The organism is Massilia sp. GCM10023247 (assembly GCF_042653325.1).
Classification (GTDB): domain Bacteria; phylum Pseudomonadota; class Gammaproteobacteria; order Burkholderiales; family Burkholderiaceae_D; genus Telluria.
Genome location: NZ_JBHSIB010000011.1, coordinates 280,025 through 300,009, shown reverse-complemented (window position 1 = coordinate 300,009; position 19,985 = coordinate 280,025). Strand labels below are relative to the sequence as shown.

The following is a 19,985-nucleotide window of genomic DNA, read 5'->3' as shown; positions in this document are numbered from 1 at the left end:
TTTTGTGGCGCTTTGGCCGCGCCCGGCGGTGGGAGGCGTGTAAGATAAACAAGACGCGGCAGGCGTACGGTGCCTGAACGGATACCGTAGGGTGGACGGGTTCCCCGTCCACCCGTCCAAACCACATTCGAATGCCTGCGCGGCTGATCAACGCCCGGTTGAACGCGTGGACGGCAAGGCCGTCCACCCTACGTTCCGCCGGTCAAATTTGGAGCGATGCATGCACGACCAAGCCAGTGCGCGCCGGCGCATCTACCTGATACGCCATGGCAGCGTCACCTATTTCGATGCCGCCGGCAAGCCGGTCCTGCCCGAGCAGGTGGCGCTCAACGCAGACGGCCGGACCCAGGCCGACGCCGCCGGCGCCGCCTTTGCCGCGGCCGGGGTGCGCTTCGACCGCGTGCTGGTTTCCGGCCTGCCGCGCACGGTCGAAACCGCAACGCGCGTGCTGGCCGTTACCGGGCAGCAGATCGGCCTGGAAACCCGGCCCGAGCTGGCCGAAATCCGCGGCGGGCGCCTGTCGAGCATTCCGACCAGCGAACTGAAACGCGCCTTCACCGGCGCCTTCGACGGCCTGGTCGACCCCGGCCAGCGCTTCCTCGGCGGCGAATCGGTCGGCGAGCTGATGGACCGGGTGCATCCGGCCGTCGAACGGCTGCGCGCCGACCAGGACTGGGACACGGCCCTGCTGGTGCTGCACGGCGGCGTCAACTGCGCCATCCTCTCGCTCGCCCTGACCGGCCAGCGCCTGTTCCTGGGCGGCCTGGCGCAAGGCGCGGGCTGCATCAACGCGCTCGACGTCGGCAGCGCAGCGGGCGACTGGGTCGTGCGTTTCGTGAACCACCTGCCGCCCTCCCCCCTGCAGCCGGAGGCGCACAGCACGACCATGGAACAGCTGTTCGAGCAATACCGGCGCGCGCGCTGATGCCGCCGAAAATAAGTACGATCGTGCGTTTCATCGGCTACAATCGTCCGACAACCTGCACAGGAGGAGACGCCAGTGTTTGAAGAAATGATGGGCACCAAGCCGGTGTCCGAGCGCCAGCGCTTCGATGTCGACGCCCTCGACGGCTGGCTGCGCGCCAACGTGCCGGAGTATCCCGGCGGCCCGCTCGAGGTCGAGCAGTTCAAGGGCGGCCAGTCGAACCCGACTTTCAAACTGCGTGCCGGCGCCAGCCAGTACGTGTTGCGCACCAAGCCCGGCCCGGCCGCCAAACTGCTGCCCTCGGCCCATGCGATCGACCGCGAGTTCCGCGTGATGCAGGCCCTGCATGGCGCCGGCTTTCCGGTACCGCGCCAGATCGCGCTGTGCCTGGACGAAGCCGTCATCGGCCGCGCTTTTTTTCTCATGGAATTCGTCGAGGGCCGGGTGCTGTGGGAGCAGTCGCTGCCCGGCATGACGCCGGCCGGGCGCGGCGCCATCTACGACGAGTTGAACCGCGTGATCGCCCAGCTGCACACGACCGACTACGCCGCCATCGGCCTGGCCGACTACGGCAAGCCCGGCAATTATTTCGCGCGCCAGATCGAACGCTGGACGAAGCAGTACCAAGCCTCGCAGACCGAGCAGATCGACGCGATGGACCGCCTCATCGAATGGCTGCCGCGCAATATTCCGCCGGGCGAGGACACGTCCATCGTGCACGGCGACTTCCGGCTGGACAACATCATCTTCCACCCGCATGAACCCCGCATCCTCGCCGTGCTCGACTGGGAACTGTCGACCCTCGGCCATCCGCTGGCGGACTTCTCCTACCATTGCATGAGCTGGCACATCCCGCCCGGCAAGTTCCGCGGCATCGCCGGGCTCGACCTGGCCAGCCTCGGCATCCCGGACCAGGCCTCGTATGTCGCCCGCTACTGCGAACGCACGGGCAAGACGATCCGGCCGGAGGACTTCAATTTCTACCTGGCCTACAACATGTTCCGCCTGGCCGGCATCATGCAGGGCATCATGAAACGCTATGTCGACGGCACCGCGTCCAGCGCCCAGGCGCTGGAAAACGGCAAGGCGGCCCGCCCGATGGCCGAGATGGCCTGGCAATTCGCGAACCAGACGAGCTAAGGAGCGACATGGACTTCGACTATTCCGACCGTTGCAAGGCATTACGCGAGCGCCTGCTCGCCTTCATGGACGAGCATATCTATCCGAACGAAAAGGCGTTTACGGAAGAGGTGGAGCGCAACGGCGCCGCCGGCAACCGCTGGGTACCCCTGGAACTGATCGAGCGCCTGAAACCGCTGGCGCGCGAACGGGGCCTGTGGAATCTGTTCCTGCCGAAGTCGGCGCGCGCGCCGGAGGGACTGTCCAACCTCGACTACGCCCCGCTGTGCGAGATCATGGGCCGCGTGCCCTGGGCGCCCGAGGTCTTCAACTGCTCGGCGCCCGACACCGGCAACATGGAAACCCTGGAGCGCTATGCGAGCGAAGAGCACAAGCAGGAATGGCTCGAGCCCCTGCTGCGCGGCGAGATCCGTTCCGCCTTCGCCATGACCGAGCCCGAGGTCGCCTCGTCGGATGCGACCAATATCGCGACGCGCATAGAACGCACAGGCGGCGACGGCGGCGAGTACCTGATCAACGGCCACAAATGGTGGATCTCCGGCGCGGGCGACCCGCGCTGCCGGATCTTCATCGTCATGGGCAAGACCGATCCGAACGCCGCGCGCCACCAGCAGCAGTCGATGATCCTGGTCCCGGCCGACACGCCGGGCATCACCATCAAGCGCCCGCTGCCCGTGTTCGGCTACGACGACGCCCCGCACGGCCACTGCGAGATCCTGTTCGAGAACGTGCGCGTCCCGGCCGCCAACATGCTGCTGGGCGAAGGCCGCGGCTTCGAGATCGCCCAGGGACGGCTGGGGCCGGGCCGCATCCACCACTGCATGCGCGCCATCGGCGTCGCCGAGCGCGCGCTGGAACTGATGTGCCGCCGGCTCGAGGGGCGGGTCGCGTTCGGGCGCAAGATCTCGGAACAAGGGGTCTGGCGCGAGCGCATCGCCGAGGCGCGCATCCGCATCGACACCGCGCGCCTGCTGACCCTGAAAGCGGCCTGGATGATGGACACGGTCGGCAACAAGGTGGCCCAGGCCGAGATCGCGATGATCAAGGTGCTGGCGCCGACGGTGGCCCAGGACGTGCTCGACTGGGCGATCCAGGCCCATGGCGCGGCCGGCGTGTCGAGCGACTTCCCGCTTGCCTACCAGTGGGCCGGCAACCGCACCCTGCGCCTGGCCGACGGGCCGGACGAGGTGCACCGGAATGCGATTGCCAAGCTGGAGCTGGCCAAGTACGCGTAGAGCACCGACGGCGTGTCCGTAGGGTGGGCGGCTTCACCCGGAGGGGTGCACAGCCTTGACCTCCATGCCGCCCACGCGTTCAGATGACGGCAAAATGCCTGCCCCGCTATTCCAGCCGAAGTCGAACGCGTGGGCGGCGTCCGTGCCACGTTTGTCCGAACGCCCGGGTCGAGCCGACCACCCTACGTCAAGCCGCCGGCCTGCGCCGGAACATGGCCATCCCGTCGACCGTGCAGACCGTCTCGCCGCGCTGGTTGGTCGCGATCCAGGTCGACCAGACGATGCCGCGGTCCGGCTTCGAGTGCGAGGCCTTGACCTTCGTCGTCAGGTAGCGCACCGACAGCGTGTCGCCGGCGCGCACCGGCTGCAGCCAGCGCACCCCGTCCAGGCCCGGCGATCCCATGCTCGCCTCCTCGCAGCGCATGCCGTCGACCACCATGCGCATCATCATCGCGCAGGTATGCCAGCCGCTGGCGATCACGCCGCCGTAGATCGAGGTCGCCGCCGCTTCGCGGTCGATGTGGAAGGGCTGGGGGTCGAACTGCGCGGCAAAGGCGATGATCTCCTCTTGCGTGACGCCGCGCTCGCCGAGATCGATCTCCTGGCCGGGCGCGAAGTCCTCGAAATACCACTGCTGCAGTTTCCCGCCCTTCATGCGGCTTCCCGGAAGCCCGGCTGGGCGATGAAGCGCGCCAGGTGGTGGTCGCCGTCGCCCAGCGTCAGTTCGATCGCCGCCAGGCGCTTGAAGTAATGGGAGGCCGGCAGCTCGTCGGTCACGCCCATGCCGCCGTGCAGCTGGATCGCCTGCTGGCCGATGAAGCGCGCCGCCTGGCCGACGCGGTACTTGGCGGCGGAGACGGCGCTGCGGCGCTCGGCCACGTCGCCCGAGGCCAGCTTCACCGCCGCCAGCAAGGCCATCGAATGCGCCTGCTCGAGGTGGATGTACATGTCGGCCATCCGGTGCTGCAGCGCCTGGAACTTGCCGATCGGTACGCCGAACTGCTGGCGCGTCTTGAGGTACTCGAGCGTCGCCTCGAACAGGGCCTGCATGGCGCCCAGCGCTTCGAAGCACAGCAGGCCGGCTCCATAGTCGAGGGCGGCGTCGAGGATATCGGCGCCCAGGCCGGGCGCCCCGAGCAGGCTGGCCCGTGGCGCCTGGACGTTCTCGAACCGGATGTCGGCCGCGCGCAGGCCGTCGAGGGTGCGGTAGTCGACGATGGCGATGCCCGGCGCGTCCGCGGGCAGGACGAACAGCGACACGCCTTGCTGATCGCGCTGGCTGCCGCCGCTGCGGGCCGAGACGACCAGCATCCCGGCCTGGGCGCCGTGGATCACGACCTTCTTTTCGCCGTTCAACACCCAGCCATCCTGCCCCGGTTCGGCCCGGGTCGCGATGTCGAACAGGTCGTGGCGCGACTGGCGTTCGCCGAGCGCGCAGGCCAGCTTCAGCTCGCCGGCAGCGACGCGTTCGAGCAACGCGCCGTGGCTGCCCGCCAGGCGCAGGAATTCGGCGCCCAGCATGGTGGCGAAATAGGGCTCGACCACGAGGGCCCGCCCCAGCTCCTGCATGACGACGAACATGTCGATCGCCGTGCCGGCGAAGCCGCCCTGCTCTTCGGGCACCGGCAGCGCCGTCATGCCCAGCTCGGCCAGCGTGGCCCAGGCCGCGTCGAGGGTGCCGCTGTCGGAACGGACGATCGCGCGCCGCGCCTCGAAGCCGTAGTCGCGCGCGGCCCAGCGCTTGAGGGCGTCGGCGAACTGGAGCTGCTCGGGGTTGAAATGGAAGTCCATGCGCTCTCCTTACAGGCCCAGGATCATCTGGGTGATGATGTTACGTTGGATCTCGTTCGACCCGCCGTAGATCGAGGTCTTGCGATAATTGAAGTAATGGGCCAGCAGCGGCGCAATCTCGTCTTCCCCCGCATCTTCCCCTGAGTCTTCCCCATCACCGCCGGCCACGCTGTGCGCGCGCTTGCCGTCCAGGTAATCGGGATCGAAGGGCAGCGCCAGCGGACCGGCCGCCTCCACCATCAGCTCGGTGAGCGCCTGCTGGATGTCGGTGCCGCGCACCTTCAGCACCGACGCTTCCGGGCCCGGCGCCGCATCAGGACGGGCCAGTACGCGCAGCACCGTCATCTCGAGCGCCATCAGTTCGATCTCGAGGCTGGCGAGCTTGCTGGCGAACAGCGGGTCCTCGATCAGCGGCTTGCCGTTCCTGGTTTCGCGCGCCGCCAGGCCCTTCAGGAACGCCAGCTCGCGCTTGGAGCGGCCGACGGCGGCGATCCCGGTGCGCTCGTGGCCGAGCAGGTATTTGGCATAGGTCCAGCCGCGGTTTTCCTGGCCGACGAGGTTCTCGGCCGGCACCCGCACGTTGTCGAAGAAGACTTCGTTCACTTCATGGTCTTCGTCGAGCATGATGATCGGGCGCACCGTGATGCCGGGCGTATGCATATCAATTAAGAGGAACGAAATGCCTTCCTGCTTGCGCCCGCCGCTGTCGGTGCGCACCAGGCAGAAGATCATGTCGGCGTGCTGGGCCAGCGTGGTCCAGGTCTTCTGGCCGTTGACGATGTAGTGCTCGCCCGCCTCGTCCGTGCGGCGCACGGCCGTGGTCTTGAGCGAGGCCAGGTCGGAACCGGCGCCCGGCTCGGAATACCCCTGGCACCACCAGTCCTCGCAGGACAGGATGCGTGGCAGGAAATAGTCTTTCTGGGCCTGGTTGCCGAAGGCCATGATGACGGGCGCGACCATGTTGATACCGAAGGGCATCACGCGCGGCGTGCCGGCGCGCGCGCACTCGTCTTCGAAGATGTGCTGCTGCACCGGCGTCCAGCCGGGGCCGCCATACTCGACCGGCCAGCCGGGCGCCACCCAGCCTTTGGCTGCGAGAATCTTGTGCCAGCGGACAAAGTCGTCCTTGCTCAGGCGCAGGTGCTGGCGGACCTTGTGCTGCAGGTCGGCGGGCAGGCTGGTAGCGAGGAAGGCGCGCACCTCGGTGCGAAACGCCTCGTCCCCGGCTGAATAGTTCAGGTCCAATTCGGTCTCCTCGTTAGCGTCGGGCCGTAGAAAAAGCACGATCGTTCACAAGGATTGTACCCGAAAAAAGCGCCTTGTTATCAAATCAAAAAGGGCGGCCAGGCCTCGCCTCGCCGCCCTTCGCTACACAGGGCAAAGCCCTGCGCCAGGCCTTATTTGGACCGGCGGCGGCGCAGCGCGCCGGCACCGAGCACGCCCGCCAGCAGCAGCGCGATGCTCGACGGCTCCGGCACCTCGGCCGGCACCTCGGCCGCAGGCGGCAGGTCGACGGCGATCGGCGACGGAGGAATCGCCGGGATCGCCGGGGTGGCCGGCGTGGCCGGGACCGCCGGCGACACGCCCGGCACGGCCGGGGTTGCCGGGGTTGCCGGCTTGGCAGGCACGGCAGGCACCGCCCTGTCTAGCGTCAGCTGCGCTGGCATCGGGGTGTTCACGCCGTCCGGCCTGGCCGCGCCCTGCGACGTGACGACGTCTGCATGGGCGGCACCGGCGCCGGCGAGCAGGCCGGCAATGACGAGGGGGGCAATTTTTTTCATGGTGGCTCCTTCTTCTATAGTTACTGTATCAAGAACCTATCCCAGTAGGGAATGAGTCGCATTCGGCGCGCCTGACAAGCGGGGGCGGCGTTGCTCGTCGTTGCATGGCTCGCCATGCGGCCTCCTCGCGCCTTGCCCGCGCTTGCCAGGCATCGCCGCCAGCTTCCTCCTCCCTACCGGGATAGGTTCTAATGTCGCAGTTGCAAGTTCATGCTAACACGACCGTCAATACCGTGTTTTCCTATCGAATTGTATGCCGCAAAGAAAGAAAGCTTCCAAAAGGAAGCTTTCTTGTGGGATTTATTGCCCTTTGCTACTTCGCGTTTCTACGCCTCAATTTCCGCGTGCGCTAGGCATATACGGCATGACGCGCGAGGCCATGCGGGTGTCGGTCTTGAGCATGGCTGCCTCGTCGGCCAGGATGTGGGCAGCCTCCTGCAGCAACACGTCCTTGGCGTCCTTGGCCGCCTTCTCGGCCGCCAGTTCCGCCGACAGCGCGCGCTCGTCCGCCTGCAGGCCGTCGTCGCGCAGCGGCGTGTTGCGTGCCGCGACCACCGCTTTTTCCGGACGGGTCGGCGTCGGCACCTTGCTGCGTGCTTCCTTGCCGCCCGGCGCGGCGGCCGGTTCGTCGGGGGTGGTGGCCTTGGCGCCGGCCAGGCGCGCTTCGCGCATCTTGGCCCGCGCATCCTGGGCGTCGCGTTCCTTGCGGCGCACCGCTTCGTTCAGGGAGATCGCATTTTCCTTGCGCAGTTTCATCACCTCGGCGATGTCCTCGCGCAGGTCCTGGAAATCCTTGTCCTTGGCGATGCGCGCTTCGTGGCGCTGCTGCAGCGGCGCGATCAGTTCCTTCAGGTCGCCGGAGGGCAGGAAGGTCGCCGGCTTGATCGATACCCATGGCAGCGCATTGTCGAACGAGGACTCGCCGAAGCTCTCGATGTCCGAGGTCACCGGCAGCTTGATGTCCGGCACCACGCCGCGCAACTGCGTCGTGCCGCCATTGACGCGGAAGAACTGGGCAATCGTCATCTTGAGTTCGCCGTAACGCACTTTCTCGGACTGCGAGAAGCGGTCGAGGTCGATCAGGGTCTGGACCGTGCCCTTGCCGAAGCTCGGTTCGCCGATCACCAGGCCGCGTCCGTAATCCTGGATCGCGGCGGCAAAGATTTCCGATGCCGAGGCCGAGCCGCGGTTGATCAGGACGCCCATCGGGCCGTCCCAGGCCAGGCCGGGGTTGGTGTCGCTCTCGACCTCGACGCGGCCTTCCGCGGTGCGCTGCTGCACCACCGGGCCCTTGTCGATGAACAGGCCGGTCAGTTCGACCGCCTCGATCAGCGAACCGCCGCCGTTGTTGCGCAGGTCGATCAGGACATTGTCGACCTTGTCCTTCTTGAGTTCGCCCAGGATGCGGGCAACGTCGCGGGTGGCGCTCTTGAAGTCCTTGTCACCCTTGCGGCGCGCCTCGAAGTCCTGGTAGAAGGTCGGCAGCGAGATGACGCCGATGCGGCGCGTGACGCCGCCGTCCTTGACGGAGATGATCGACTTCTTCGCGGCCTGCTCTTCCATGCTGATCTTCTTGCGCACCATCGACACGCTCACGTGCTTGGCGTCGACGCCGGCGTCGCCCGGGATCACGTCGAGACGCACGGTGCTGCCCTTCTCGCCGCGCACCAGCTGGACGACGTCGTCGATCCGCCAGCCGAGCACGTCGGTGAAGGGGCCGTTACCCTGGGCCACGCCGACGATCCGGTCGCCGACCTTCAGCTTGCCGGACTTGTCGGCCGGGCTGCCCGGCACTATTTCGCGAATCACCGTGTATTCGTCGCGCGACTGCAGCACCGCGCCGATGCCCTCCAGCGACAGGCGCATCGCGATGTCGAAGTTGTCGGCCGAACGCGGGCCGAGGTAGTTCGTGTGCGGCTCGATGGCCGTGGCGTACGCGTTCATGAACATCTGGAACACGTCTTCGTTGTTCAGTTTCTGCAGGCGCGTGATGTAGCCGGCGTAGCGCTTGTCGAGCGTTTCGCGGATCGCCTTTTCGTCCTTGCCGGCCAGCTTCAGGCGCAGCCAGTCGTTCTTGACGCGCTTGCGCCACAGGTCGCGGATTTCGTCCTCGTTCTTGGCCCACGGGGCCTTTTCGCGGTCGAGCTGCAGGGTTTCGTCGACCGTGAAGTCGAGCTTGGTCTTGAGCAGGCTGCGCGCGTAGTTCATGCGCTCGCCGAAGCGCTGCTGGTAGAGGTTGAAGACCGCGAACGGCATCGCCAGGTCTTCGTTGTTGATGGCGTCGTCGAGCTTGGTGCGCATCGGGCCGAAGCGGTCGATGTCGGCCTGGGTGAAGTAGAGCTTCTCGCCGTCGAGCGTTTGGAAGTAGTTGTCGAAGATCTTGACCGACATCGCGTCGTCGAGCGGTACCGCCTTGTAGTGGTAGCGGCCGAGCACGCGCGACGCCCACAGCGCGGCCTGCGTCTGCGCGGCGACCGGTTTCATGGGCACCGATACCTGCGTGGAGACTTGCGTGGAGGCGTTTTTTTCTGGCTGTGCGGTTACTGCGGGGGCGGACATGGCGAACGCCAGGGCAACCATCAACATCTGCTTCTTCATGTAGTCGTTCTCCGAACGTGAACTTATTGTCTGCCGGCATGTAGCGGATACTAGCGGTACCGACGGCGTGCGAACCCATTCTACAGGATAGCGCGGCGGCGCAGAGGCGGCGTCAACGGGGCGTGCGTACCGGATTAAGGCTGGCTTAAGCGCATGCTGTCAGCTTCTTACAAACTGAAACAGGAGTGCATGCCACTCCCAGGCCGCCCAGGCCGCCCCGCCGATGGGGAGCCAGGGCCAGGAGCGGGCCGCCAGGCGCCAGTCCACCGGCGAGGGCCAGAACGACAGGAACTGCGGCGCCAGCAAGGGGGCGAGCGCCAGGTCGAGCGGACCGAACTGCCAGCCTGGCCCGGTGCGCCAGGCAGCCGCGCCGAGCGGCACCAGCAGCACCAGCAGCGGCGCGAGCGCGGCCGGCGCCGCGTTATACCAGCGCAGGTTGGCAAAGGTGACCGAGCCGAGTTCCCAGACCCGGCCGCGGCGGCGCGGCAGCATGTTGATCCCGACCGGCTCGGCATTGCTGAGCAGGCCGACGCCGAAGTGGGCGAGTTCATGGCACAGGGTGCCCGGCGCGGTCAGCAGGAAAAAGGCCGGATGGGCACCGGACAGCATCCAGAACAGGAAGGCCAGCGCCAGCGACGGCAGCAGGTAGAGCAGGATGTCGGCATGCGCGCACAGGAAGGCCGGCGCGACACTTGCGCAGGCGGGCAAGACGCTCAGCCGGCGTAGAAGCAGCGGCCGCAGGCCTGGCGGTAGCTTTCGTTGCCGCCGATGCTCACCTGCTCGCCCTCGCGGATGCGTCGCCCCTCGCTGTCGACGCGCACGTTCATCGTCGCCTTCTTGCCGCAGGTGCAGATGTTCTTGATTTCCTCGATGTCGTCGGCCAGCGCCAGCAGGTAGGCCGAGCCCGGGAAGGGATCGCCGCGGAAGTCGCTGCGCAGGCCGTAGCAGATGACGGGCACGCCGCGCACCTGGGCCAGCTGGTGCAGCTGCTGGACTTGTTCCTTCGACAGGAACTGGGCTTCGTCGACCAGCACGCAGGAAACGCTGGGCGCGGCGGCCAGGAAATCGGTGCCGCTATCAAACGTGGCGACTTCGCGCTGGGGGCCGAGGCGCGAGGTGATCAGGCCGACGCCGTAGCGGTTGTCGATCGCGGCGGTGTACAGCTTGACCTGCTGGCCCTGCTCTTCGTAGTTGTGGGCGACCTGCAGCAGGGCGGTCGATTTGCCGGCGTTCATCGCCGAATACCTGAAATAGAGTTTAGCCACTGCCCTGCCCTGTGCGCCGGTTGTAAATCGCGAAATTATAGCAAGCAGGAAAGCAGGAACGCCAGCGGCCGATGCGCGCTTTCAGCCGCGCTGTCGACCGCGCCGTCAGTTGATCACGCGCGCCGGATTGCCGGCCACCGTGGCGCCCGCCGGCACGTCGCGCGTCACGACAGCGCCCGCGCCGACGATCGCGTCGTCGCCGATCGTCACGCCCGGCAGCACGATCGCGCCACCGCCGATCCAGACATTGCTGCCGATCGTCACCGGCTTGCCCGACTCGAGGCCGCTGCGGCGCACCAGCGGATCGCGCGGATGGTCGGCCGTGTAGATCTGCACGGCCGGCCCGATGCGGGTGTCGGCGCCGATCGTCACCCGGCCGCCGTCGAGGATCACGCAGTTATAGTTGAGAAAGACATTGCTGCCGAGGTGGATGTTGTAGCCGTAGTCGCAATAGAAGGGCGGACGCACGATCGCGCCCTCCCCGGCCGTCCCCAGCCGTTCCGACAGGATGGCGTGCCAGGCTTGCGCGTCCTCGCCCATGGCCGCGTTGTAGCGCGCCAGCCAGGCCGCGCAGGCGACCAGGTCGGCCTGGATCTCGGGGCTGCTGGGGTGAAACAGCTCACCGGCCAGCATTTTCTCCTTTTCGCCGCGCTCCATGTCTTCCTTTATTGTCCAGGATGGTATTTGCGCTCGAGCGCCTTCTCGATGTCTTCCTTGTAGAACAGCACGTCCTTGAACTCGCCGCGGGCATACATCGCCGCCTGGTCGGCAAAGTGCTTCGATTGTGGATTGCTGCTCTGGCCGCCGGCAAGGATGCTCTTCGCGCGCACTTTCGGACCGAACTCGACGGCAGCGACGAAACTGTTGCCGCGGTCGCCGTAGATGCGCTTGGTCTTTTGCTTGGCAACCATGCCGAACGAGGCCAGCGAGCCCCAGTGGGCCGAGGTGAAGGCGACCGGCCAGCTCGGCTTGCTGTCATCGTACTGCTGGTCGATGTCGCCGCTGATGCGCTGGAAGCGGTTGATCTCGCCCCAGGGGGTCTGCCAGGTGCCGAAGTCGGCCGTCAATTTGGCGCTGGCGCGCGCCAGGGCATCGAGGCGCTCGCCGGATCCGATGCGCGTCGTGATGTAGTCGACCGTCGGCAGGCCGGCGGCCCGTGCTTTCGGCGCCGCGGCGGAAACCATTTCCTGGCCCCAGTAGACGGCCAGCGCGGTCGGCACCGAGTCGGCCCCGAAGCGCAGGTTCCAGCCGCGCAAGGCCGCCACTTGCGGCCCCAGGCTGGCGCGGCGCGCATCGTTCGCCGGCAGCGCGTCGAAGTCGCGGGCCAGTTGCGGCACCAGCGGCTCGAAGGCGGTGAGATAGCTGTCGTAGGCGGCGGCGATCAGGCTGTCGAGGGTCAGGCCCCTGGCGTCCTTCAGCACCCGCTCGGCGTGCACGCCGCGCGCGTTCTCCGGCAGCGACCACATGTAGTCCGGATAGTCGGCGCGCTTCGGGCTGTTCGCGCCGGAAGCGCTGAACGGCCAGTTGTTCGTGTTCGAGATGTAGCCGCTGGCCGGATTCAACAGCGTGATGGTTTCCTTGATCTCGTGCAGGCCCTGCCATTCGGTGGCCGGATTGCTGCCGTCGACCGGTTTGCTCCAGTCGAAACGCGGGTCGCGCTTCGGAATGAAGTTGCCGTGGAAGTAGGCGATGTTGCCGTCGGCATCCGCATACACGGTGTTGTTCGAGGAGTTGGTGCGCAGCTCCATCGCCTTGTAGAAGGCGCCGTAGTTTTTCGCCTTGGTGCGCGTGTAGGACTGGGTCAGCGCTTTTACGGGCTCGTCCATCATCCTGACGGCGACCCATTTGCCATTCTCGGCGCGCACGATCGGGCCGTGGTGGCTGAAGTAGGCCGTTACCGAGCGGCTGCCCATGCTGCCGTCCGGCTTCTTGTAGGGCAGCGTGACCGGCACCGCGCGCAGCGCGCGCTCCTCCTTGCCGTATTTGTAGAAGAACTTGCCGTCGCGCTCGACGACCGTTTCCAGGTACTCGTCGATGACGTCGCCGCCGCCCGAGGTGTGCATCCAGCCGGCCTTGTCGTTGAAGCCCTGGTAGATGAAGAACTGGCCCCAGGTCACGGCGCCATAGGCGTTCAGGCCCTCTTCGCTGACCATGTGGATCTCGGGGCGGAAATAGAAGGAGGTATGCGGATTGATCAGCAACAGCGGACGGCCGGAGGCCGACAATGCCGGCGCGATGGCGAAACCGTTCGAACCGCGCGGCTCGGCGTCAAGCACATTGAGATTGTCCGCAAGCCGGGGCTTCGGCGCCTTGCCGTAGAAGGCTTCCAGCTCCTTCAGATCGATCGATTCGATGTCGCCGCCGATGCTGCCCTCGCTGAACGAGAGCGCCATCCAGGGCTCGAAACGCGTGATCAGCTTCGGCTTGACCTCTGGATGGGTGTGCAGGTAGTAGTTCAGGCCGTCGGCGAAGGCGTTCATCAACTCCTTCAGCCAGGCCGGGCTGGCCGCATACTTGGCCTGCATGTCGGCCGGCTGGATGTACATCTTCATGCGCAGGTCGCGCCAGATTTCCTTTTCGCCCTCGACTTCCGCCAGCCGTCCCATCGCGTTGATGTAATTGAGCTCGATGCGGTTGAAGTCGTCCTCGGCCTGGGCATACAGCATGCCGAAGACGGCGTCGGCGTCGCTCTTGCCGAACACGTGCGGGATGCCCCATTTGTCGCGCATGATCGTCACCCGCGCCGCGCTCTTTTTCCAGCGCGCCAGGTCGGCGCCTGCCGGCGTGCTGGCGCTCGCCTTGCTGGCCTTGGGCGCGGCGTCGGCCAGCGCCGGGAAAGCGGCGGTCGCGAGCAGCGTGCCGACGAGGGTCGAAGCGAGGGTGCGTGACAGGAACATACGGGGTCTCCGGTGTTGTTATTGATGTGTTCGGTGGCGGCCTTGCTACAGGCCGGCGTTGGCCAGCTTCTGCCTGAGGATCTCGTTCTCGGTCAGCAGCGTCGCCATGCGGTCCTTGAGGGCCGCGATCTCGGCGCGCAATGCCGCTTTTTCGTCGACCGGCTCGCCGTCCGGCCCCAGCTTCTTCGGCTTGGCGGCGGCCTTTTGCTCGCGCACCTGGCGCGCTGCCTGCTGGAGTTCCTTGCGGCCACCGGCCACGGCGGCGATCTGCTCGGACTCGGGCAGCTGCGCCACGTTGGCCGCGGCATTGATCGAGATCGTGCCCGAGCGCACCGCTTCGACCAGCTGCGGCGTCGCCGCTTTCTGGATCCGTTCGATCTGGCTGATCGTATTCGAGGACACCCGCGCGGCCTTGGCCACCTCTTCGCGCGTATTCCACGGCGGCGGCGGGCGCGAATCCATGTCGTCCGGGTTCGGCGCCGGCGGTTCCTCGGCCATCTTCTGCGCCATGCGCGCCGTGACGATTTCCTTCTTGCGCAGCGCCAGCAGGCCGCGCTGGAAGTCCGACACGCTGCGCCGCGCCAGGTGGTTGTCGATCATCCACAGCATCACGTCCTCGATCGATTCGAAGTTATTGTTATGGACGGTGCGGAATGGAATGCCGTGCTTGCGGCAGATGTCGTAGCGGTTGTGGCCGTCGATCAGGGTATCGCGCCACAGCACGAGGGCGTCGCGGCAACCCTCGGCCAGCAGGCTGCGTTCGAGCGCCGCGTATTCGATCTCGGTCAGCGGGTCGACGAACGCGCGCAATTGGTCGTTGATGGTGATGTTCAATGTGGGTCCTTGTACTTCTCTTCTACTTCGCCTTGTGCGCCCTCATGGCGCCGGCAAGCATGCTACACCATTCGATGGCTGGGCTGAAGGGCGACTGGCGGGATGCCCGCCATGCATGGTCGTGCGCCGGGCTGCACGGACGGCTGGCTGCCGAAGGATGGGGAGAATAACGAAGAGCGCCTGACAAAACCGTCAGGGCAAGGCGCGGCGCCGAAGACAGTACGAGGGTACGAGGGTACGACGAGGCGCTGCAACGCGGCCATGGCGGTTTTGTCAGGCGCTCCAAAGCGAGGCTGGGCGCCTCGCCGGGGGCTCGCTGCAGCGATGCAGGAGCAAGCAATCGTGGTGCGGGCAGCCGGAATCGAACCGGCACGCCTCACGGCGGCAGATTTTAAGTCTGATGCGTCTACCAATTTCGCCATGCCCGCGCCGGCCCGGATTGTACTACGTGCGCGCGCTGCCGTGTTGCCAGTTGAGCTTTCGGCAAGCGCGCCGGGCAGCAGCCGGCGCCCTTCCCCGGGTTCAGTGCGGCGCGGCCAGTGCCGGACGGCGCGCCTGCGCCAGCGCGGGACGGGTGGCGCCTTCGGCCTCGAGCCTGAACTGCCCGACCAGCCCGACCAGCGTCGTCGCCTGCTGCTGCAGGCTCTCGGTGGCGGCGGCCGCCTCTTCGACCAGGGCGGCGTTTTGCTGGGTGGTCGCATCCATCTGGACGATGGCCTGGTTGACCTGGCCTATGCCCGTGCTCTGCTCGGCGCTGGCGGCGCTGATCTCGCTGACGATGTCGGTCACGCGGCGCACGCTGTCGACCACCTGCTGCATGGTCTGGCCCGCTTCGGCGACGAGCATCGAACCCATGCCGACCTTGTCGACCGAGTCGCCGATCAGGGCCTTGATTTCCTTGGCCGCCGCCGCGCTGCGCTGCGCCAGGTTGCGCACCTCGGTCGCCACCACGGCGAAGCCGCGGCCCTGCTCGCCGGCGCGCGCTGCCTCCACCGCCGCGTTCAGGGCGAGGATATTGGTCTGGAAGGCGATGCCGTCGATGACGCCGATGATCTCGACCACCTGGCGCGAGGAGGCCTCGATCGAGGCCATGGTGTCGACCACCTGGGACACCACCTCGCCGCCGCGCTGCGCGACGCTGGACGCCGAGACGGCCATCTGGTTGGCCTGGCGGGCGTTGTCGGCATTCTGGCGCACGGTCGTGGTCAGTTCTTCCATCGACGCCGCGGTTTCCTCGAGCGCGCTGGCCTGCTGCTCGGTGCGCTCGGACAGGTTGGCATTGCCCTGGCGGATTTCGAGGCTGGCCTCGGCAACGCTGTCGGAACTGGCGCGCACGCGCGCCAGCACGTCCTGGATCTTGCCGACGAAACTGTTGAAACCGATGGCAATGGTCGCCAGTTCGTCCTTGCCGCGCACTTCCAGGCGCGCGCTGAGGTCGGCGTTGCCGCCGGCCAGGCCGGTCATCGCCGCGGCCAGCGTGCGCACCGGGCGCATCAGGCGGTACAGCACCAGCACCATGACCAGCGCGGCCAGCAGCGCGCAGATGCCTGAGGCCAGCGCCGAATACACCATCAGCTCGCGCGCTGGAGCGGTCGCGACCTCGCGCGGGAAGCTCAGCTGCACGGCCCAGGGCGCGATGTCCGGGTGCAGTTGCAGCGGCTGCAGCAGGCGCACATTGCCCTGCCCGTCGACGAACTCGTACTCCTTGCCCGCGCGGATTCTTTCCAGGCCGGCGGCCGGGATATCGTCGGCCTTCTTGCCGGCGCGCGCGGCATCCGGATGGGTGGCATAGATGCCGCCGTTCGACACCAGCGCCAGCGTCCCGCCTTCGATCGGCTTCATGCCGGCAAGGATGGTCGCCATCTCGGACAGCCTGAAGTCGCCGGTGGAGACGCCCTTGAACTGGCCGCCGATCATGATCGGCACCACCAGCGACGCGATCATGGTTTCCTTGCCGTTGATCGGGTAGGGATACGGTTCGCTGAAGAAGCGCTTGCCGGTCGACTTCGGGACGTCATACCAGCTGTCGGTCGCGGCCACGCCCGTCATCTGGATCGGCTCGACGCGCACCCCGCCCTGCGCCGTGCGGGTCCAGTACGGCATGTAGCGCCCGGTGTCGTCGAATTCGGGTTTCTGGCCCGCGTACTCGGCATCCTTGCCGTCGAGCGCATTCGGCTCCATCGCCACCATCGAACCGACCAGGTCGGCGTTGCCGAGCAGGGTCGCGCGCGTGATCTCGCCCAGCTGCGCGCGTTCCAGGACGGTGCCGTTGCCGGTCGTGGCTTCCACGCCGCCGGCCAGGACCTCGACCGTCTTGAGGCTCACGCCCATGCGCCCCTGCAGCACGTTGGCCGATTCGCGCGCCGCGGTATGGGCCAGCTGCATGGCCGCCTCTTCCGACGCGGCGCTGCCCTTGTAGCCGATCACCACCGAGGTAATCCCAAGGCTGAGCAGCACCAGGGCGGTGGCGGTCAGGCTGATGCGGGTATTGAGGGAAAGCCCGAAACGCCGCGTGGAACTGCCGGCTGGCGCTGCATGGGGTTGGTTCATCGATGGTCTCCGTCGTTAAAAACTGCGGGTCAGGGACAGCACGGCGCTGCCCTTTGCCGGATTCGAATAGGCCACGCGGCCCGCCGCGTCGGGCACGCCGGTGGTGTAATGATCGTAGGCGCCGGTCGCGCCCCAGGCGCGCGTCCAGGCGGCGGCCAGGCTCCAGCCCTCGGCCACCGGATAGCTGAGGCCGAGCTTGAGGTCGTGCCAGTCCCACGCCGCGTTGCCGGCCCCCGCCACCCGGCCCTCGCCCGCGTGCAGGTTGAGCGTGGCCTTGCCGACCGGGATGTTGGCGCCCGCGTCGAGATAGGTGGTCCCGCGCGCGCCGGCGATGCCGAAGAAGTCGCGCGTCATGGTCCGGTTGAGCTTCACGTAAGCCCAGCGATAGCTCAGGCCGGCCGAGAGCTCGGCGTAGTCGTAACGGGTGCCGGTGGCGCCGATGCGCGCCCCGGGATAGCGGTAGAACAAATAGACCAGGCTGTAGCCGACCGGGCCGGCCGTGCCGCCATAGCCGCCGTAGAGGTCCCACTCGATCGAGCCGTTTTCGACGTAGCGGTCGCTCACGTTCGACACCCAGGTGCCGGCCGACCAGCCGCTCGGGTGGACCAGGTCGAGGCCGGCCTGCAGCGCAGGTTTGCCCCAGGTCTGGCGAAAGCCGCGCGACACGTACTGGGTCGCGACGGTGGCGTTGGCGCTCCAGGCCGGTGCGGTGGATGGGTCGGGGGCTTGCTGGGCATGTGCATGTGGCCATGCAAGCAGCATGAGACAGGCCAGCGGCAGGCGCCGCGCGAGGGTAATGGACATGTTGGATCGGACGCTGTGAAGGGCTGCCGGACGGCAGGCGCAAGGAAATCATTCCGCTGAGGTTTCTCTACGGAATTTTAGCTTGCCGGTAGGATATATCCTACTTTTTGTAATGGAACACGCGCTGTTTTTAACAAATGCGTCTTTGGCGCAACGGTTTACATGGTTGCGCCCGAGCAGGCGGGGAGCGTCGGGGGTAGGCAGGAAAGGCGCGCGGGGTGCGGGGCGTGCCGCCCCGGCTTCAGCTGCCCTGGTAGATCAGCACCGCGCAGACGGCCGCGCCGATCGCGAGCAAGCCGTACAGGAAATAGCGCATTGCCGTGGCCAGGCCGGTCACGGCCTTGTTGGCGTCCTCGTTGAGCATGCCGCGCTTGCGGCTGTTATTCATCAGCATCGCGATGAAGACGAAGGTGCCGAACAGGACCAGGACAAATTTCATTGATAAGCGACCAAATAAGCGACCAAACAAGCGATCAGGTACGTGCCAGCACCAGCGCCAGCGAAATCACGGAGAGCAGGGCCGAACCGGCTGCGACCAGCCCGATCGTCGTCATGCGTTCGCGCGCGGCCTCGATGCGCGCGATCAGCTGGGCGTTCTGGTCGGCCAGCTCGGTGATCAGTTTCGACGCTTCGCGCACCTGCCCGTGCAACTGGACGATGGTGGCATCCTGCTGCTCGATGCGGGCGGCGAGGATCGCCAGGTCTTCGTCGATGGGGGCGTGCGCCATCGCTTCGCCCAGGTCGAAGCCCGGTTCCGGCACGCCGCGGCGTCCTACCGTTTCCCACAACCTGCGCGCGCTGCCCGCCACCTGCGGCGCAGCCGCGATGACTTCGCTCCAGGGAACCGCCTTTAACATCTTGAGCCAGCCTGCCGCCATGTCGCATCCTCCAAGTTTTCCAGTGTGCAGGATAACATTCTGGCTACTCCGCCGCCCTGCCCGCCCAGCCAATCGTGCGGCTGGCTGTTTTGCAGTACCATGCCTTTCATGTGTGGACGATTTGACCAAAGCCAAACGGCACGCTATTACGCGAGCGTCTTCGGCTGGGCCGATGCCCAGTACGACAGCGAATCCGTGCCTGCATTTAACGTGTCGCCAGGCACCTATCGTCCCGTCATGCACATCCAGGACGGCGAGCGGCGCATCGACGACGTGTTCTGGAGCTACCGCGCAAAATGGGCGGAAGGCAAAGTGCCGATCACCATCAATGCCCGCCTCGACAAACTGACCAACCGTTACTGGAGCCGGCTGCTGAAGAACGGACGCGCGGTGGTCCCGGCCGAAGGCTGGTACGAATGGACCGGCGAAAAGGGCAAGAAGCAGCCCTGGCACATCCATCGCAAGGACCGCGCGCCGCTGTTCATGCTGGCGCTGGCGAACTTCGGCAGCTTCACGGAAAACCGTGCCGAGGCCGGCTTCGTGCTGGTCACCGACGACGCCGGCGAAGGCATGCTCGACATCCATGACCGGCGCCCGGTCGTGCTCGATGCCGCCGATGCCGCCCTCTGGCTCGACCCCGCGCTGCCGCCCGAAGGCGCGCTCGAACTGGCGCGCCGCGCCGCCCTGCCGCCCGAGGCCTTTGAGTGGTTCAAGGTGACGCCCGAGGTCAACCGTGCCGGCGCCAACAGTCCGCAAATGGCCCTGCCGATGCCGGAATGATCCCGCCTCTGCCGGGTCGCGCGCGGCCCGCCGGGCCGGCCGTCATCAGTCCATGACCGTCAGCAGCGCAACGAGTCCCATCGACACGCCGATGAACACCCCCACGCGGCTGCGCAGGCGGCGTCCGCGTTCCAGGATCTGCTTGGCGATACGGCGGCGCGGCCGCCGTGGCCCCTCGGCGGAAGGCTGTTCCGGCGCCTGTTTGCGCTTGGTTTCTACACTGTCCATCGTAGGTTTTCTTTCACACTGACGAAGTTAAAAATGGCTGGCGCGCCGCTGCGCGGCAACCGGTCGTTCGGGAGAGGGCCGCGTTCGTGCGGCTCAACAGGGATGGGAGCGGCAAGCGGCGCGGTCAGCGCTGCGGCAACCGGCGCCTGGGGCGGCCCTTCCTTGCCGAGTGTAAACGCAATTGTCCGTGCGTACACAAAAGAAAACGGCGCCAACCGGGGTCGCGCCGTGAAAGGACGTGAAACTGAACGACTTCTGTTGCTCGATGCGCGACATGCC

19 protein-coding genes and 1 tRNA gene are annotated in these 19,985 nt (G+C 66.7%); 4 read left to right on the top strand and 16 right to left on the bottom strand.

The features are described from left to right. Nucleotides 1–220 precede the first annotated feature (220 nt). The 3 genes from ACFPAH_RS11715 (at nt 221) to ACFPAH_RS11705 (ending at nt 3,300) form a co-directional block, all read left to right on the top strand. Nucleotides 221–925: a histidine phosphatase family protein gene (locus tag ACFPAH_RS11715; RefSeq protein WP_379745055.1), complete on the top strand. Its 705-nt coding sequence runs from the start codon at nt 221–223 to the stop codon at nt 923–925. Between the two features lie 90 nt (nt 926–1,015). Then, nucleotides 1,016–2,065, top strand: coding sequence for a phosphotransferase (locus ACFPAH_RS11710; protein WP_379745988.1), 1,050 nt, complete (start codon nt 1,016–1,018; stop codon nt 2,063–2,065). Nucleotides 2,066–2,073: 8 nt separating this feature from the next. Next, the gene (locus ACFPAH_RS11705; RefSeq protein ID WP_379745052.1) at nt 2,074–3,300 is read left to right on the top strand and encodes an acyl-CoA dehydrogenase family protein; all 1,227 of its coding nucleotides are present in this window, start codon (nt 2,074–2,076) and stop codon (nt 3,298–3,300) included. Nucleotides 3,301–3,487: 187 nt separating this feature from the next. On the opposite strand, the gene ACFPAH_RS11700 is transcribed toward ACFPAH_RS11705, so the two are convergent. The 15 genes from ACFPAH_RS11700 to ACFPAH_RS11630 all read right to left on the bottom strand — a co-directional run bounded on the left by ACFPAH_RS11700 (nt 3,488) and on the right by ACFPAH_RS11630 (nt 18,698). Next, nucleotides 3,488–3,955: a MaoC family dehydratase gene (locus ACFPAH_RS11700; RefSeq protein WP_379745049.1), complete on the bottom strand. Its 468-nt coding sequence runs from the start codon at nt 3,953–3,955 to the stop codon at nt 3,488–3,490. Then, nucleotides 3,952–5,091: an acyl-CoA dehydrogenase family protein gene (locus ACFPAH_RS11695; protein ID WP_379745046.1), complete on the bottom strand. Its 1,140-nt coding sequence runs from the start codon at nt 5,089–5,091 to the stop codon at nt 3,952–3,954. The genes ACFPAH_RS11700 and ACFPAH_RS11695 overlap by 4 nt, the downstream gene beginning before the upstream one ends. 9 nt (nt 5,092–5,100) lie before the next feature. Next, entirely contained in the window at nt 5,101–6,336 is a 1,236-nt protein-coding gene (locus ACFPAH_RS11690; protein ID WP_379745043.1) for an acyl-CoA dehydrogenase family protein, read from the bottom strand. A gap of 152 nt (nt 6,337–6,488) precedes the next feature. After that, nucleotides 6,489–6,872, bottom strand: a complete 384-nt coding sequence (locus ACFPAH_RS11685; protein WP_379745040.1) for a PEP-CTERM sorting domain-containing protein — start codon at nt 6,870–6,872, stop codon at nt 6,489–6,491. 333 nt (nt 6,873–7,205) lie between these two features. Beyond that, nucleotides 7,206–9,470, bottom strand: a complete 2,265-nt coding sequence (locus tag ACFPAH_RS11680; RefSeq protein WP_379745037.1) for a carboxy terminal-processing peptidase — start codon at nt 9,468–9,470, stop codon at nt 7,206–7,208. Nucleotides 9,471–9,629: 159 nt separating this feature from the next. Then, entirely contained in the window at nt 9,630–10,178 is a 549-nt protein-coding gene (locus tag ACFPAH_RS11675) for a hypothetical protein (protein ID WP_379745034.1), read from the bottom strand. A gap of 5 nt (nt 10,179–10,183) precedes the next feature. Further along, entirely contained in the window at nt 10,184–10,735 is a 552-nt protein-coding gene (locus ACFPAH_RS11670) for a thymidine kinase (protein WP_379745031.1), read from the bottom strand. 105 nt (nt 10,736–10,840) lie between these two features. Next, nucleotides 10,841–11,392: a sugar O-acetyltransferase gene (locus tag ACFPAH_RS11665; protein ID WP_379745028.1), complete on the bottom strand. Its 552-nt coding sequence runs from the start codon at nt 11,390–11,392 to the stop codon at nt 10,841–10,843. A gap of 8 nt (nt 11,393–11,400) precedes the next feature. Continuing rightward, nucleotides 11,401–13,632, bottom strand: coding sequence for a penicillin acylase family protein (locus ACFPAH_RS11660; RefSeq protein WP_379745025.1), 2,232 nt, complete (start codon nt 13,630–13,632; stop codon nt 11,401–11,403). Nucleotides 13,633–13,677: 45 nt separating this feature from the next. Beyond that, a complete protein-coding gene (locus tag ACFPAH_RS11655) occupies nt 13,678–14,466 on the bottom strand; it encodes a hypothetical protein (protein WP_379745022.1) in 789 nt (262 codons plus the stop codon). Nucleotides 14,467–14,809: 343 nt separating this feature from the next. Next, nucleotides 14,810–14,894 (bottom strand) — tRNA-Leu (locus ACFPAH_RS11650). A 94-nt stretch (nt 14,895–14,988) separates the two neighbouring features. Further along, on the bottom strand, nt 14,989–17,016 hold the full coding sequence (locus ACFPAH_RS11645; RefSeq protein ID WP_379745019.1) for a methyl-accepting chemotaxis protein: 2,028 nt from the start codon (nt 17,014–17,016) through the stop codon (nt 14,989–14,991). 15 nt (nt 17,017–17,031) lie between these two features. Next, complete coding sequence (locus ACFPAH_RS11640) at nt 17,032–17,820, bottom strand: TorF family putative porin (RefSeq protein ID WP_379745016.1); 789 nt, start codon at nt 17,818–17,820, stop codon at nt 17,032–17,034. Between the two features lie 241 nt (nt 17,821–18,061). Beyond that, complete coding sequence (locus ACFPAH_RS11635; RefSeq protein ID WP_379745013.1) at nt 18,062–18,259, bottom strand: hypothetical protein; 198 nt, start codon at nt 18,257–18,259, stop codon at nt 18,062–18,064. Nucleotides 18,260–18,293: 34 nt separating this feature from the next. Beyond that, complete coding sequence (locus ACFPAH_RS11630; RefSeq protein WP_379745010.1) at nt 18,294–18,698, bottom strand: hypothetical protein; 405 nt, start codon at nt 18,696–18,698, stop codon at nt 18,294–18,296. Nucleotides 18,699–18,797: 99 nt separating this feature from the next. On the opposite strand from ACFPAH_RS11630, the gene ACFPAH_RS11625 reads away from it, so the two are divergent. Further along, a complete protein-coding gene (locus tag ACFPAH_RS11625; protein ID WP_379745007.1) occupies nt 18,798–19,478 on the top strand; it encodes an SOS response-associated peptidase in 681 nt (226 codons plus the stop codon). 45 nt (nt 19,479–19,523) lie between these two features. Here the strand turns inward: ACFPAH_RS11625 and ACFPAH_RS11620 are convergent, their stop codons facing one another. Beyond that, entirely contained in the window at nt 19,524–19,706 is a 183-nt protein-coding gene (locus tag ACFPAH_RS11620) for a hypothetical protein (RefSeq protein WP_379745004.1), read from the bottom strand. Nucleotides 19,707–19,985 lie beyond the last annotated feature (279 nt).